The following is a 14,398-nucleotide window of genomic DNA, read 5'->3' on the forward strand; positions in this document are numbered from 1 at the left end:
GACCGTGAGCCTAAAGAGCCTCGCTCAACCAGGCCGGATACATGCATTCAGCAAAAAGCCGCTGCGTCACCAGCGGCTTCATGTTGTTGAGTTCATCGGTCATGCTAAGGCCGGTCAAAGCGACCGGCCTTATTCTTTCAAATCAAAAGCCCCCTCACTCCACCGTCACGCTCTTCGCCAAATTCCTTGGCTTATCCACATCCGTCCCTCTCGCACAAGCCGTGTGATAAGCCAGCAACTGCAGCGGCACAACATGAAGAATGGGCGACAGCAGCCCATAATGCTCAGGCATCCTTATAACGTGAATCCCATCCTCGCTAACAATACGAGTATCGGAATCCGCGAAAACATAAAGCTCGCCGCCTCGCGCCCTGACCTCTTGCATATTCGACTTCAGCTTCTCCAGCAGCGTGTCATTAGGCGCGACCGTCACCACCGGCATCGCCTCAGTCACCAGCGCCAAAGGCCCATGCTTCAACTCCCCAGCCGGGTAAGCCTCAGCATGAATATAAGAAATCTCCTTGAGCTTCAACGCACCTTCAAGCGCGATCGGATAATGCAGTCCACGCCCGAGAAACAGCGCGTTCTCCTTGCGTGAAAACTCTTCCGACCACGCGATGATCTGCGGCTCCAGCGCCAGCACACTATTCAGCGCCGCCGGCAAATGCCGCAATCGCGTCAGATAATCCGTTTCCTGCTTCTCACTCACATGCCCGCGCAGCGTCCCAAGCGTGACGGCCAGCACAAACATCCCGACTAACTGCGTCGTAAATGCCTTGGTCGAAGCCACCCCAATCTCAGTCCCCGCGTGCGTCAGAAACGCGAGCTTCGTTAACCGGACCATCGCACTTGAAGCCACATTGCACACCGCCAGCGTGTGTTTATGCCCCAGCGCCTGTGCATGCTTCAACGCGGCCAACGTATCCGCGGTCTCGCCCGATTGCGAGATCACCACCACCAAAGCCCGTGGATTCGGCACCGAGTCGCGATACCGGTACTCACTCGCAATCTCCACTTGCGTCGGAATCTTCGCAACCGATTCAAGCCAGTACTTCGCGGTCATGCCCGCATACGAACTCGTGCCGCACGCAAGAATAAGCACGCTGTCGATATCGGCGAAAACTTCTGCCGCGTCCGCCCCGAACAACTCAGCGGAGAACCGATCGGTTTGAGGAATCGTGTCGGTGATCGCGCGCGGCTGCTCGAAAATTTCCTTCTGCATGAAATGCCGATACGGCCCAAGCTCAACCGCGCCGCCATACGCCGCGACCACGCGCACTTCACGCTCGGCAGGCATTCCATCGCGATCGACAATCTTCACGCCGTCCAGCGTGATCTCGACCACATCGCCTTCATCGAGGAACGCAAAACGATCGGTGCTGCCGGCAAGCGCCAGCGCATCGGAGGCGAGGAAGTTCTCGCCATTGCCCACGCCGACCACCAGCGGCGACCCCTGCCGCGCGCCGACAACCGTATGCGGCTGATTCTTGTGGATCACGGCAATGGCGTACGCGCCATGCAACTCCTTCACGGCGTCGCGCACGGTCTGGAACAGATCGCCGCGATACATGCTGTGGATCAAATGCGCGATGACCTCGGTATCGGTCTGCGAGACAAACTCGTAGCCCTTTCCACGCAGCATGGTCCGCAAGGTCTCATAGTTCTCGATGATCCCGTTATGCACCAGCGCCAGTTCGTTACGCGAAAAGATGGGATGCGCGTTGTCGGTGATTGGCGCGCCGTGGGTCGCCCAGCGCGTGTGCGCAATGCCGGTCGCGCCTTCCAGATGCGTATCGCGGACCTGATCGGCGAGATCGGCCACCCGCGCGACGCTGCGCGCTCGCTTCGGTTCGCCATCGGCAATCACGGCTACGCCGCAGGAATCGTAGCCGCGATATTCAAGCCGCCGCAGACCTTCGACCAGCACCGATACGATGTTACGTTGCGCAACCGCGCCGACAATTCCGCACATGGCGTCATCCTCTCCAGATTGTTTTTGAATCGCTCGAAAATGCCTGCCGCTCGCCACCAGGGCGCGCGCTCAGGCACATGACAGAGCAGTCTTTAGTGTTCAAGCTTTCTTTTTTGTCGGCCGTACGTAACCGCTCTTACTGACCTGAGTTTTTTCGTTCAGCACGAGCTGGTCTTCCGCGACATCCTTCCAAACGGTCGTCCCGGCCGCGATGGACGCACCACGCCCCACGCGTACCGGCGCAACCAGTTGGGTATCGGAGCCGATGAACACGTCGTCCTCGATCACCGTGCGGAATTTGTTCGCGCCATCGTAATTACACGTGATCGTCCCCGCGCCGATATTGACTCGCGCCCCAATATCCGAGTCGCCGATATAACTCAAATGGTTCGCCTTCGACCCACGCCCGAACACCGCGTTTTTCACTTCGACGAAGTTGCCAACGTGCGCTTCATCGCCGAGCACCGCGCCGGGCCGCAAGCGCGCATACGGTCCCAACACGACGTTCGCGCCGGTCGTGCCGCCTTCAATGTGCGTGAACGCATCAATACGCGTGCCTGCGCCAATCGATGCATTGCGAATCACGCAATTCGGGCCGACGCTCACGTTATCCGCCAGCGTCACATCACCTTCGAAGACGCAATTCACGTCGATAGACACATCGCGTCCGCAGGTCAGCGTGCCGCGTACATCAATGCGCGCGGGGTCCAGCAGCGTGACGCCGGCAACCAGCAGCGCCTCGGCAACATTGCCCTGATGAATCCGCTCGAGTTCGGCGAGTTGCTGCTTGCTGTTCACGCCGAGCGTTTCCCACTCTTCGTCCGGTTGCGACGTGACGACTTCAATGCCGGCTTCGAGCGCGCGCTCGACGACATCGGTGAGATAAAACTCGCCCTGCACGTTGTCGTTTTTAAGCGATGCCAGCCATTCGCCCAACTGCGCGGTCGGTGTAATGACAATGCCGGTATTGATCTCGGCAATCTTGAGCTGGTCGGCGTTTGCATCTTTCTGCTCGACAATCCGCAGCACCGCGCCGGTCGGATCACGCACGATGCGTCCGTACCCGGTCGGATCGTCCAGTGTGACCGTCAGAACACCGTAGCGGCCGTCTGACGCGGCATCGGCCAGGCGTTGCAGCGTGCTGACGCGAGTGAGCGGCACGTCGCCGTAAAGAATGAGCGTAGGCACGGAAAGGTCAAGCAGCGACAGCGCTTGCTGAACCGCGTGGCCGGTGCCCAGTTGCTGATCCTGCACGGCGAACTGGACGTCGGGCGCGCCGACTGCCTTCTGAACCTGTTCCGCCCCATGTCCGATCACGACGACAAGCCGTGTGGGCTTGAGCGCACGCGCAACGTCGAGCACATGGGAGAGGAGCGGCCGGCCAGCCAGGGGATGAAGGACTTTCGGCAAGGCGGAACGCATGCGCTTGCCCGTGCCTGCCGCCAAAATCACAATGTTCATGGCGTCAGCTTCGTCAAAGTGTTGGGAGCCGCCAATATAGCACGCGCCGATGGACGGCAAAACCCGGCGAGGCCTTGCTGAGCAACGATTCGGCGGGCTTGCAACACACTGTTTCGATCTCGCGATAGCGACGCAAGATGCGCAAAACGCCTACGACTGCGGAACTCCGGCCGCAACCAGGCGCGCGGCCCCGTTGTTGCGAGGCACATGAAATGAGTGTTTGAACGACAAGCCGGCGCCGCCCGGTTCCTTTGCGGGATCACTCTCGTCGCCGACGGTTTGCATGAACACCCAACCGGTCGAATACGATAGCCATACCCGCCGGTTCCTCATAAAGTCCGTGCCAAGCAGCATGCCCGCGTCCTGGAAGCTTGTGTTCACCACTGTCAGCGGCGCGTTCGGATAGTTCACCATGCCGATGGTCATCGAAAACTTGTGCCGGTAAGTACCGATCCGCATGCCGCCAAAACCTGAACCGGACGATTGAGGATCGTGTGCCAGCGCGACAGAATCCACGCCGGCCAAGTCCGCGGCCGCTGTTGTCACGAGCGAAAGATCCGTGCCGGTATCCACATAGGCTCGCAGCGGATGCCCATTGAGCGCCACATTCAGGATAAATCGATTGCCGCGGGTTTTATCGGCGGAGTACGCCTGATAGTCACCTTGCCACGGCGCGAAACGGCCAATGCAGCCGGATGCGGTGTATAGCGACAGGGTGCGGCCGGGAAAGTCGAACTCCACGTCATAGCGGCTCAGAACATTCGCACCGAGAATGCCGACCGGCGAAGACGCTTGCGCCTCCGGTGCCACTGCGCCGCTCGAGACAGCGAGCACCCGCAGATCGATCCATTCCGACGATCCGAGTTTCAGCGACGGGATAATCCGGGGGTATTCATACCCGACACTGCCACCAACACCCTTCGTCTCAGACGCGTGGTCCGAGTCCTCCGCAAGATGCAAGCTGTCTGCAATGCCCGGCTCAAGTGACGTACGCTCGGCCCCCGAATCGACCATCATCGGGTACGAATGTCCGTCGATATCGACGGGCACCGTGTAGTGACTCAATACCTTTGTCATCGGAAGCGTCGCCTCGAGCTTGAGCTGGCACGCGCTGCTCGCCTGCGCAGATTGTGCGGGTTGTGTGGCTTGAGCGCCCACAGGCAGGACTTGATCGGGGTCATCTTCCGTGGATTGCCGATGCCAGGGTGTCGGCTGACCAGGATAAAGCGCCGACGAAGGTGTCGGGTCCCCGGGAAACGTCGGCAAAGGGAGTTCTGCCGACGGCGGCCTGCGAAACCTGGATTGGAGCGGCGCATATACGCGGACTACACCCCCCGGCAAATACATTGGAACAGGCGTCAACTGAGCCACGCTGTCAGTTGAGAACAACACCGCGCCGAAGAAAAGCGCACCGAGCGCAGTAAATACGAGCTTTTTGCTCTCGTTGAGGACATCAGCTTTCGGCATGCATGCTCTTTTTATCGGCGAAATGCCGTGGAGCTGGTCAAGCTAACACTACGTCTATCTCATTAAGAAGGATTGCAAACTAATTTCACAAATCATCGACAATTGTCTTATGCGATTTGAGCAATGCCGAAAGCCATTTGCCGGCGTAATGTCAGGCTTCCGAAAAAACAAGCGCGCTCAACTGGCGCGCTTGCTTGCGATCAACCCCACAATCTCAAATATCGTCGAACTGAACAATCGAAATGGTCTGCGACGGTGCTTCGGTCGAACACGGGTCTTCATCGAACGCGATGTCCCCAGCCGGGTCCGCCACACCCGTCGTGCGCAATCCGGCGAACGGAAACAGCCCGTGATCCATCAGATGCGACGGCACCACATGCCCCAGCGCGTTGAACATATTCTCCACGCGCCCCGGGAAACGCTTTTCCCAATCGCGGATCAGCGCCTTCATTTCCGCGCGCTTCAGGTTCGGCTGGCTGCCGCACAAATTGCACGGAATGATCGGGAACTCGCGCAACTCCGCGAATTTCTCCAGATCCCGTTCCTTCACATACGCCAACGGGCGAATCACGATGTTCTTGCCATCATCGGATTGCAGTTTCGGTGGCATGCCCTTCAGCTTGCCGCCGTAGAACATATTCAGCAGCAACGTCTGCAAAATGTCGTCGCGATGATGCCCAAGCGCGATTTTCGTCGCCCCAAGCTCACCCGCCACGCGATACAAGATCCCGCGCCGCAGTCTCGAACACAGCGAACACGTTGTCTTGCCTTCCGGCACCAGCCGCTTGACGATGCTGTACGTATCCTGATTTTCGATATGAAACGGAATATCCAGCTTGCTCAAATACTCGGGCAGCACATGCTCCGGAAACCCCGGCTGCTTCTGGTCGAGATTCACCGCCACGATGTCGAAGTTGATCGGCGCGCGTTCGCGCAGCCGCATCAGGAGTTCGAGCATGGCGTACGAATCCTTGCCGCCGGACAGGCAGACCATGACCTTGTCGCCGTCTTCGATCATGTTGTAGTCGGTGACGGCCTCGCCCACCTGGCGCGCCAGCCGCTTGAACAACTTGTTGTTCTCGTAGGCTTGCTTCTGCTCGCGGCGCGTCATCGGTTCGCGCATTGTCGGGACGGATACCGTCTCCTGAACCACTAGCGCTTCCGTTTCCGTTAGCGAACTCATGCTGTCACCTCTTTGATGCGAAAGACTTCGACGCCCACGGCATCGCAGTCGGGATAAACGTCCGGCTTTTCCGTCGATACCACCACCGCGCGCACATTCGGATGTTCGAGCAGCGCGGCAGCGACGTCATCGCAGAGCGTTTCCTGCAGGTGGATATGCCCTTTGCCTACGCGCTTGGCGATGGTCGAGCGCATGAAGTCGTAATCGACGACTTCGCGCAGCTTGTCCTCTGTCGGCGTCGATAACGCCAGCGGCACGAACAATTCCACGTTGATCACCACGCGCTGCTCGCCCTGCTTTTCGAAATCGTGCACGCCAATGTTGATGCGCACTTCGTAATTGCGCAGAAAAAGCCGCCGGCAATCGGCCAGCCGGGGATGCGAAAGTGCGGCAAGCATGGTGATGTCCTGGTGATTCAGATTAACTTACTAAGATTGACAACTAAACGCCGCCGCCTGGAGCGCGGCCGGTGGTCAAAAACATGATGTCGCGCGGCGACGGCACAAGGTGCTGCCCGCCGTCCACTACCAGCGTCGTGCCCGTCACGCCCGCCGCGTCGGCGAGATAACAAGCGGCGGCAACCACATCCTCCACCCGCGAAGCCCGGCCCAACGGTGTGACCTTGTGCGCGGCCTCGAATTCGCTGGCTGTCTGACCCGCGGATTGCAGCGTGAGGCCCGGCGCCAGCCCGACTACGCGCAACTTCGGCGCAAGCGCCTGAGCCAGCGCGACGGTTGCGTTTTCCAGCGCCGCCTTGGTCAGCGTGTACGACAAATAATCGGGATTCATGTTGTACAGCTTCTGGTCGAGCACATTGATGACGCAGCCGCGCTGGGTTTCATCATCGACGGCGGCATCGGGCGTGGCGTCGTACAGCGCACGCGCCAACGCCAATGGCGCACCAACGTTGATCGCCATCATCTCGAGCAGGCGCGGGTAGCTGAAGTCGCGCGCCGTATCTTCGACAAAACTCGACGCGTTGTTCACCACGCAATGCAGACCACCGAACGCGTCGATACACGCCGGCACCAGCCGCACCACGTCGCTTTCCACGCCGAGATCCGCGTGCAGCGCGACGGCCCGGCGGCCAAGGGCGCGTATCGATTGGACGACTTCCTGCGCCTCGCCCTCGGAACCGCCAAAATGCACGGCAACGTCCCAGCCGCGCGCGGCGAAACCGAGCGCCAGCCCACGGCCGATGCGCTTAGCCGCGCCGGTGATCAGCACCACGCGGGCTTTCGGCGTGGAAGAATCTGGAGAAGTGGACGAAGAAACGCTCATTTACAATGCCGGAATGAATCCAAAAGCTCACGAATCCGACAGTTTACCTGCTCCCGGCCCCGACGCGCTCGCGCAGTCCGAGTTGCTAACAGAACGCATTCGCGCGGAAATCGCGTTGGCGGGCGGCTGGCTGCCGTTCAGCCGGTATATGGAACTGGCCCTTTATGCGCCCGGCCTCGGCTATTACAGCGGAGGTTCGATGAAATTCGGCAAGCGCGGCGACGATGGCAGTGACTTTGTCACCGCGCCGGAAATGTCGCCGCTGTTCTCGGCCACGCTGGCACGGCCAGTCGCTCAAGCCTTACGCGACAGCGGTACGCGCAATTTGATGGAATTTGGCGCGGGCACGGGGAAACTCGCCGCCGGCTTGCTGAACGCGCTTCAAGCGCTGGATGTTCCCTTCGATAGCTACGCGATCGTGGATCTGTCAGGTGAATTGCAGCAACGCCAGCGGGCGACGATTAAAGCCGATGCGCCAGAACTGGCATCGAAGGTGAATTGGCTTAGCGCGTTGCCAGAGCATTTTGAAGGCGTGGTGATCGGCAACGAAGTGCTCGACGCCATGCCCGTGCGCCTGGTCGTGCGCAAACTGGGCGTGTGGCATGAGCGCGGCGTGTCGTGGACGAACAACCGTTTCACGTTCGACGACAAACCCTTACTAGCCGCGCTGGACGACCCGCTGCTGGCCGAAATAGATGCGACCATCGATGAAGTCAACGACGAGCCGTTCGCGGAATACCTGAGCGAAACGCACGAAGCCGCGCTGGCTTTCACGCGCACCATTTGCACGATGCTTACGCGCGGCGCGGCGTTTTTCATCGATTACGGCTTTCCGCGGCGCGAGTTTTATCACGCTCAGCGCGCGCAAGGCACGCTTATGTGCCATTACCGGCATCGGGCGCACGGCGATCCGTTCTTGTATCCTGGGCTGCAGGACATCACGGCGCACGTGGAGTTTTCGGGAATCGCGGAAGCGGGTACGGAAGCGGGCGCCGATCTGCTCGGCTTTACGTCGCAGGCGCGTTTTCTGATGAACGCCGGCATTACCGATGCGCTTGAGGACCTCGATCCCAGTGATGTCCGGCGCTTTCTGCCCGCGGCCAATGCGGTTCAGAAGTTGTTATCGGAGGCGGAAATGGGCGAGTTGTTCAAGGTGATTGCGTTCTCGCGCGGCATTGACGACACGCTGGCCGCGTTCTCGTCCGGCGACCGCTCACATACTTTATGAAATCATGATCCGCTGGGTACTCACCACGTTCATTGCGTTGTCGATTCTCTCGGGGTGTTTGCCGTGGATGAAAAAACTCGGCATCGGCAGATTACCCGGCGATTTCACGCTGCGACTTTTCGGACGGGAATATCCGTTCCCGTTCATGTCGACCATTTTGCTGTCGCTCGTGCTGTCGTTGCTGGCGCGGGCGCTTTGATTTAATGCACCGCGTTTAAAGCACCGCATCCACGGCCGCCACGCGCGCTGCGTGAACCGCGTCCTTGATCTTCCCCGGCTCGTTCGCGTACTGCTGCGCGACCGCGCCGGCATCGACTGAACGCGCTGCCACCAACGCTTCGCGCAAGCGCTCGGCCTGCGGATACGGTTGCTGGCTCAAACCGAGCCGGCCGCGGGCATCGGAGACACAGGCTTGCAGCGCTTCAGCAAACCGCGCGGGCTTGCGCAGCGCGTCGCAACGCTCAAACAAACGCACCAGCGCCGCCGCCCCAAACTCCATCACCCGATGAATATTGCCGTGCTCCCGCGCCACCAGCAGCGCGAGATCGCGACACTCGTTCGGCACGCGCAAGCGCTCGCACAACGGCTTCAGCAGATCGACGCTACGCCCTTCATGGCCGATGTGACGCGGCAAGATGTCGTCCGGCGTGGTCGCCTTGCCGAGATCATGGGTCAGCGCGGCGAAGCGAACTGGCAGCGCATAACCGTGCGCCGCAGCGTAGTCCACGACCATCATCACGTGCACGCCGGTATCGACTTCCGGGTGATAGTCAGCGCGTTGCGGCACGCCCCATAGTGAATCCACCTCCGGCAGAATCCGCACGAGCGCGCCGCATTCGCGCAGCACGTCGAACATCCGCGACGGTGTCTTCTCCATCAAGCCACGCGACACTTCCTGCCACACGCGCTCGGGCACGAGCGCATCGACTTCGCCATCCGCGACCATGCGTTTCATCAGCGCGAGCGTTTCGTCGGCGATGGTGAAATCCGCAAAGCGCGCCGCAAACCGCGCAATGCGCAGAATCCGCACCGGATCTTCGATAAACGCGTCACCCACATGCCGGAACACATGCGCTTGCACGTCGGCGCGGCCATTGAACGGATCGATCACCGGCCCGGTCAGCTCGCCGTCCGGCCGCACTTCACGCGCCATTGCGTTGACGGTCAGGTCGCGGCGCGCGAGATCTTCTTCGAGCGTGACGTCGGGTGCGTAGAAAAACTGAAAGCCGTGATATCCCGCCGATGTCTTCCGCTCGGTCCGCGCGAGCGCATATTCCTCATGCGTTTGCGGATGCAAGAACACGGGGAAATCCTTGCCGACCGGCTTGAAACCCTGCGCCGTCATCTGCTCGGGCGTCGCACCGACCACGACGTAATCACGGTCCTGAACCGGCAGGCCGAGCATGTCATCGCGGATCGCGCCGCCCACGGCATAAATGTTCATCGCTCGTTCCGTGCGCCTTCAATCCACTCCGCCACCTCCGGCAGTGCCGTGATGCGGGCGGCGTAAGCGAGCGCCGTTTCGCTCAGCTTGGGCGCGTAGGAATTGAAGCGCATGACGACCGGCGCGAACATGGCGTCGGCAATGCCGAACTCCTTGCCGAACAGGAACGGACCACCGTGCGCCTTGAGGCAATCGCGCCAGATCAGGTCGATCCGTTTCACGTTCGCGAGCGCGCCCGCCGAGAGTTCCACACCGAAATCCTGGCGCTGGATATTCATCGACATCTGTTCGCGCAGATCAGCAAAACCCGCATGCATTTCCGCGCTGATGCTGCGTGCGTGCGCCCGCGCGCTTGCATCGCGCGGCCACATGGCGTGCTGCGGGAAGAGCTCGGCCAAGGTCTCCATGATCGCGGCCGATTCCCACACGGCGTCGCCGGCATCGGTCACGAGGCAAGGCACTTTCCCCGATGGCGAATGCGCGAGGATATTCGCGCTGGAATCCGGCCGCGCGAGGCGGATCATGATCTCCTCGAAAGGAATGCCAAAGTGCTTGAGCACGAGCCACGGCCGCATGGACCACGACGACACATTCTTGTCACCAATAACGAGTTTCATCGCAAATATTTTTGGTTAAGGCACTGCTTAAGGAACACAACATTCAACGCCCGGCCGACGCGCGAAACGTATTGAAGCGCGAACGCGACGACGAACCCGTGAGGTACATGGGCGCAATGGCTTCAATACTCGCCGGTTCAATGCCGAGTTCCGGCGCCATTGGCCCGCTTGCTATGTTGGGCGTTTTCATCGAATCGAGATTATCGCGCGACATCATGGGTTCACCGGGCGCGAGTTCTAGCGACATCGCCTGGAGACGGCCGAGGCTGTCGGGCAAACGGATAATCCTCGCGTTTTTGCCGATTGCCGCGCCGCTGAACCGGACCAGTTCTTCGAGTGTGTACACCGTCGGCCCGGCAAGCTCGTATACACGGCCGGCGGCGGCATCGAGATCGAGCACGTTGGCGAACGCCTTGGCTACATCGCCTACAAAAATCGGCTGGAACTTTGCCTGCGAACACGCCAGAGGAATCACCGGAAAAATCCGCTCGAGAAACGCGAACTGGTTCAGGAAATTGTCTTCGGGACCGAACACCACGGAGGGACGAAAAATCGTGGTCGCCAGATTCGATTCGCGCACCGCCTTTTCGCCGTCGCCCTTCGAACGCAGATACATGCTCGGCCCTTTCGGATCCGCGCCTAGCGCGCTCATGTGGATCAAGCGCCGCACACCTTTCCCCTGACACGCGGCCACAATCTTGTTGGGCAGCTCAACGTGCGCCTTGGCGAATTGTGGACCGTAAGGATCGCCGCGCTTGCCTTGCAGAATGCCGACCAGGTTGATGACTGCGTCGGCTTGGGAGACGAAGGCAGCAAGCTGGACGGGATCGTAGACATTGGTTTCGATCACATCCACAGGCAGCAGCGTCAGATGCGCCGCATTCTCGCGACGCCGCGTGGCAATGCGCACGTTCTTGCCAAGCTCGACAAGCGCATTCACCAGATGACTGCCGATAAACCCTGATCCGCCGATCAACGCAATGGTTTGATGTCGCATGTTCGCCTCTGTAAGTGGCGGTCCGCGAAAGCGTCAGGGCGGCAGCGCCGCGCGTGACTTTCGACTAACCGCATATACCGGAAAGCGAAACGCGCGGCGCCTCTTGTTGCAGGCCGCTTACGGCGCGATATAACCGAGCCGCGCTTTCAGCGATTGCGGACGGCCTTCGAACAACGCCGCGTAGTACACGGTGTTCGAGAGCACGTTCTTGACGTAATCGCGGGTTTCGTTGAACGGAATGGTTTCAGCAAAAATTGCGCCCTCCACCGGCGCGCTAAGCGTGGAACGCCACTGCGTCGGGCGTCCCGGGCCCGCGTTGTAGCCGGCGGTAGCGAGGACGGCGGAATCGTCGAACTGGTTATAGACCATGGCCAGATAATTCGTGCCGAGCAAGATGTTCGTGTCGAGGTCATTCATCTGTTCACGCGATATGGGTCCCATGCCGATTTTCTTCGCCACGAGCTGCGCGGTGCCGGGCATCAACTGCATCAAGCCACCTGCGCCCACTTCCGACTTCGCATTGATGATGAAACGCGATTCCTGACGAATCAAGCCATACGCCCATTCGACATCGAGTCCGGTGTTCTTCGACTCACGCTCGACCACATCACGATACGGCGCCAGATACCGCAGCGAGAAATCGTGTTCGGTCTTGGTTTTGTCCGCCGTGTTCACCGCGCGATCGAACAATTCGATGCTCTTTGCGTACTGCGCGGCCGCGATCAATTGCCGATCCGTCATGGTGCGCAGCGGCCAGTTCCATTCGCGGTTGCCTTCTAGCCGGAGGTTCATGGCGTAGAACTTCTGCGACAGCGCAAAACCCGGTACGGCTGAAGCCTGCGCAATTTCGGCGGCGGTGACTTCCGTGCGCGGCGGCACGGTGATCTTCTGGCCGAGTTCTTCAGACGCCAACTGACCGTAGAAGTTGAACTGATCCGCGATGCTCGTGAATTCCTGGTTGGCGGTAGCGGTGTCACCTGCTTGCTTCAGTGAGCGCGCGTGCCAGTAGATCCACGCGGGCTGATTGCGCAGCGTGGGCGGCATTTGTTCGATCGACCACCGCACCATGGTCCAGTCGCCGGCGAGCAATGCGCTGCGCGTGCGCCATTCATAGGCAGGATTCGACAACTGCGCATTCACCGAAAGCCGGTACCAGTCGACCGCGCTCGGCATGCGCTTCGCTGCGGCCTGAAAACCAATCGTGCCCCAGCCGACAGCGCGTTCCGACGGCGTCAACGCCGGCGCGACCGAGCTAAACGATGCTGCTGCCATGGCCGGATCGTTGCGCGCCATGCGCGTGATGGCGACGAGCGCCAGTTGATGCGACGACGTGTCACGGCCTATTCCGCGTGCGAGATACAGCGGCGGGGTGTTGGCGGCGCTGTCGAAGACGCTTTGATCCGGGCGTTGCTGGCCGAGCGCGTCCGCGATCTTGCTGGCGGTGTTCGTGTAGTTCTGCTCGTAGGCGAGGCGAATTTGCTGCCAGACGTCGTCGGATGTGAATTGCTGCGAGACGGCCAGTGCGTTGATCAGGTCGACGCAACCATCGCCATACCATTTGGGATCGACGAGCAAAGCGCGCGCGGCATCAGCGACATTTTCTCCGCGCGATGCCCGTGCTTCGAGCGCGTAGCATTTCACCTGCGTGTCGTCATTCAGTACGAAACGCGAGTATTGATCGAGGAAATTGCGCCAGTCGTGGCGGGCGCCGAGCACGGTCAGATAGTCGTTGCGCATGCGGTCGGCAATAGCCTGGCCGTCGTAGCGCTGCAGGAACGCGAGAACCGGTTCGTCCGGTGCGTCCACGCGCGCGTGTCCTTGCGAGTCGAAGAGTTGCGGCTTGATGGTGAAGTAATCGACATAACCCGGCGCCGGATAATTCGGAATTTGCGCGGCGAGTTGCATGGCGCGGCCGACGTCATTCGAGCGCGCGGCTTCGCGTAACTGGATGAAAATGCGGTCGTCGGACGAGAGCGAATAGTCAGCTGTCGGACGCACTGCGGAGGCGGTGCCGCATCCGAACAGCGTGATCGCAGCGAGCGCGGTTGCGGCTGCGAGATATACTCGTTTGAGACATTTTGACATCGTTATTTCTATCGTTATTTCTGGAGCGCGAAGTGATGCAAAGCATAGCACGCAACCCTCTGCTGGAAACCAAAAGCGCGCTGCGTGCGAACCTCCTTGCAACCCGCGAGGCGCAAGGCGTTCGAGCCGATCAGGACGCACGCAGTGAAGCGTTGGCGCGGCGCTTGATGGAAGCCGTCGCGCGCTATCCAAAAGCGTCATGCATTGGTTTTTATTGGCCGGTTGCCGGGGAGTTCGATGCGCGTGATGTGCTGACTGTCTGGCTGGCGCTGGATGCTTCGCGCAAGGCTGCATTGCCAGTGGTGGTTGCGCCGAGGGCGCCGCTGATTTTTCACGCGTGGCAGCCGGGCGCGGCGATGAAGAAGGGGCGGTACGGCATTCCCGTGCCGGCGGAGGAACGAGTGGTTGTGCCGGACTTGCTCGTCATCCCTTGTGTGGGTTTTGATGCGGATCGATATCGGCTGGGATATGGCGGCGGGTATTACGATCGGACGTTGGCTGATTGGCCAGGGGGCCTGACGCCGGCGACGATTGGGGTAGCTTTTGAATCCGCGAAATGCGATGCCCTGCCGCGAGGGGAATTTGATTTGCCCCTTGCGGCGATTGTGACCGAATCGACGGTTTATTGAGCGTTCGCACCGGTGGACGGTTTTGGGGTTTTGG

General features: G+C 60.3%; 13 protein-coding genes. 3 read left to right on the forward strand and 10 right to left on the reverse strand.

Features of this window, described 5'->3' with window-relative positions; translation table 11 throughout:
• Positions 1-154: 154 nt before the first annotated feature.
• The 6 genes from glmS to SBC1_RS16925 all read right to left on the reverse strand — a co-directional run bounded on the left by glmS (position 155) and on the right by SBC1_RS16925 (position 7,364).
• Positions 155-1,972: a glutamine--fructose-6-phosphate transaminase (isomerizing) gene (glmS, locus tag SBC1_RS16900; RefSeq protein WP_165988598.1), complete on the reverse strand. Its 1,818-nt coding sequence runs from the start codon at positions 1,970-1,972 to the stop codon at positions 155-157.
• 99 nt (positions 1,973-2,071) lie between these two features.
• The gene (gene glmU / locus SBC1_RS16905) at positions 2,072-3,433 is read right to left on the reverse strand and encodes a bifunctional UDP-N-acetylglucosamine diphosphorylase/glucosamine-1-phosphate N-acetyltransferase GlmU (protein WP_165092819.1); all 1,362 of its coding nucleotides are present in this window, start codon (positions 3,431-3,433) and stop codon (positions 2,072-2,074) included.
• Between the two features lie 150 nt (positions 3,434-3,583).
• Entirely contained in the window at positions 3,584-4,900 is a 1,317-nt protein-coding gene (locus SBC1_RS16910; RefSeq protein WP_165988600.1) for a retroviral-like aspartic protease family protein, read from the reverse strand.
• A 214-nt stretch (positions 4,901-5,114) separates the two neighbouring features.
• Complete coding sequence (ttcA, locus tag SBC1_RS16915) at positions 5,115-6,023, reverse strand: tRNA 2-thiocytidine(32) synthetase TtcA (RefSeq protein WP_165093462.1); 909 nt, start codon at positions 6,021-6,023, stop codon at positions 5,115-5,117.
• A 56-nt stretch (positions 6,024-6,079) separates the two neighbouring features.
• Positions 6,080-6,481 carry a dihydroneopterin aldolase gene (locus SBC1_RS16920; RefSeq protein WP_165092821.1) on the reverse strand — a complete coding sequence of 134 codons (402 nt, stop codon included), beginning with the start codon at positions 6,479-6,481 and terminating at the stop codon, positions 6,080-6,082.
• Positions 6,482-6,524: 43 nt separating this feature from the next.
• Entirely contained in the window at positions 6,525-7,364 is an 840-nt protein-coding gene (locus SBC1_RS16925) for an SDR family oxidoreductase (RefSeq protein WP_165988602.1), read from the reverse strand.
• Between the two features lie 13 nt (positions 7,365-7,377).
• Here SBC1_RS16925 and SBC1_RS16930 point away from each other — a divergent pair, with 13 nt between their 5' ends.
• Together SBC1_RS16930 and SBC1_RS16935 are read left to right on the forward strand one after the other, a co-directional pair.
• Positions 7,378-8,592, forward strand: a complete 1,215-nt coding sequence (locus SBC1_RS16930) for a class I SAM-dependent methyltransferase (protein ID WP_165988605.1) — start codon at positions 7,378-7,380, stop codon at positions 8,590-8,592.
• Positions 8,593-8,596: 4 nt separating this feature from the next.
• Complete coding sequence (locus SBC1_RS16935) at positions 8,597-8,791, forward strand: DUF2905 domain-containing protein (protein WP_165092824.1); 195 nt, start codon at positions 8,597-8,599, stop codon at positions 8,789-8,791.
• Between the two features lie 15 nt (positions 8,792-8,806).
• Here the strand turns inward: SBC1_RS16935 and SBC1_RS16940 are convergent, their stop codons facing one another.
• The 4 genes from SBC1_RS16940 to SBC1_RS16955 all read right to left on the reverse strand — a co-directional run bounded on the left by SBC1_RS16940 (position 8,807) and on the right by SBC1_RS16955 (position 13,735).
• Positions 8,807-10,036 (reverse strand): multifunctional CCA addition/repair protein, encoded by a 1,230-nt coding sequence (locus SBC1_RS16940; RefSeq protein WP_165988607.1) that lies wholly within the window; start codon positions 10,034-10,036, stop codon positions 8,807-8,809.
• Positions 10,033-10,653 carry a glutathione S-transferase family protein gene (locus tag SBC1_RS16945; protein WP_165092826.1) on the reverse strand — a complete coding sequence of 207 codons (621 nt, stop codon included), beginning with the start codon at positions 10,651-10,653 and terminating at the stop codon, positions 10,033-10,035. Before SBC1_RS16945 ends, SBC1_RS16940 begins: the two co-directional genes overlap by 4 nt.
• A gap of 43 nt (positions 10,654-10,696) precedes the next feature.
• Entirely contained in the window at positions 10,697-11,650 is a 954-nt protein-coding gene (locus SBC1_RS16950; RefSeq protein WP_165092827.1) for a complex I NDUFA9 subunit family protein, read from the reverse strand.
• Between the two features lie 117 nt (positions 11,651-11,767).
• Positions 11,768-13,735 carry a lytic transglycosylase domain-containing protein gene (locus SBC1_RS16955; RefSeq protein WP_165988608.1) on the reverse strand — a complete coding sequence of 656 codons (1,968 nt, stop codon included), beginning with the start codon at positions 13,733-13,735 and terminating at the stop codon, positions 11,768-11,770.
• Positions 13,736-13,770: 35 nt separating this feature from the next.
• Between SBC1_RS16955 and SBC1_RS16960 the strand changes: the two genes are divergently transcribed.
• Positions 13,771-14,364, forward strand: a complete 594-nt coding sequence (locus SBC1_RS16960; RefSeq protein ID WP_207958415.1) for a 5-formyltetrahydrofolate cyclo-ligase — start codon at positions 13,771-13,773, stop codon at positions 14,362-14,364.
• Positions 14,365-14,398: the final 34 nt, after the last annotated feature.

Origin of the sequence: Caballeronia sp. SBC1 (assembly GCF_011493005.1) — a bacterium.
In the GTDB taxonomy this organism is placed as follows: Bacteria; Pseudomonadota; Gammaproteobacteria; order Burkholderiales; family Burkholderiaceae; genus Caballeronia.

Bases quoted from the DNA above. Each gene is read 5' to 3' on its own strand.
- glmS (WP_165988598.1), bottom strand. From the start codon at position 1,972: ATGTGCGGAATTGTCGGCGCGGTTGCGCAACGTAACATCGTATCGGTG.
- glmU (WP_165092819.1), bottom strand. From the start codon at position 3,433: ATGAACATTGTGATTTTGGCGGCAGGCACGGGCAAGCGCATGCGTTCC.
- SBC1_RS16910 (WP_165988600.1), bottom strand. From the start codon at position 4,900: ATGCCGAAAGCTGATGTCCTCAACGAGAGCAAAAAGCTCGTATTTACT.
- ttcA (WP_165093462.1), bottom strand. From the start codon at position 6,023: ATGCGCGAACCGATGACGCGCCGCGAGCAGAAGCAAGCCTACGAGAAC.
- SBC1_RS16920 (WP_165092821.1), bottom strand. From the start codon at position 6,481: ATGCTTGCCGCACTTTCGCATCCCCGGCTGGCCGATTGCCGGCGGCTT.
- SBC1_RS16925 (WP_165988602.1), bottom strand. From the start codon at position 7,364: ATGAGCGTTTCTTCGTCCACTTCTCCAGATTCTTCCACGCCGAAAGCC.
- SBC1_RS16930 (WP_165988605.1), top strand. From the start codon at position 7,378: ATGAATCCAAAAGCTCACGAATCCGACAGTTTACCTGCTCCCGGCCCC.
- SBC1_RS16935 (WP_165092824.1), top strand. From the start codon at position 8,597: ATGATCCGCTGGGTACTCACCACGTTCATTGCGTTGTCGATTCTCTCG.
- SBC1_RS16940 (WP_165988607.1), bottom strand. From the start codon at position 10,036: ATGAACATTTATGCCGTGGGCGGCGCGATCCGCGATGACATGCTCGGC.
- SBC1_RS16945 (WP_165092826.1), bottom strand. From the start codon at position 10,653: ATGAAACTCGTTATTGGTGACAAGAATGTGTCGTCGTGGTCCATGCGG.
- SBC1_RS16950 (WP_165092827.1), bottom strand. From the start codon at position 11,650: ATGCGACATCAAACCATTGCGTTGATCGGCGGATCAGGGTTTATCGGC.
- SBC1_RS16955 (WP_165988608.1), bottom strand. From the start codon at position 13,735: ATGTCAAAATGTCTCAAACGAGTATATCTCGCAGCCGCAACCGCGCTC.
- SBC1_RS16960 (WP_207958415.1), top strand. From the start codon at position 13,771: ATGCAAAGCATAGCACGCAACCCTCTGCTGGAAACCAAAAGCGCGCTG.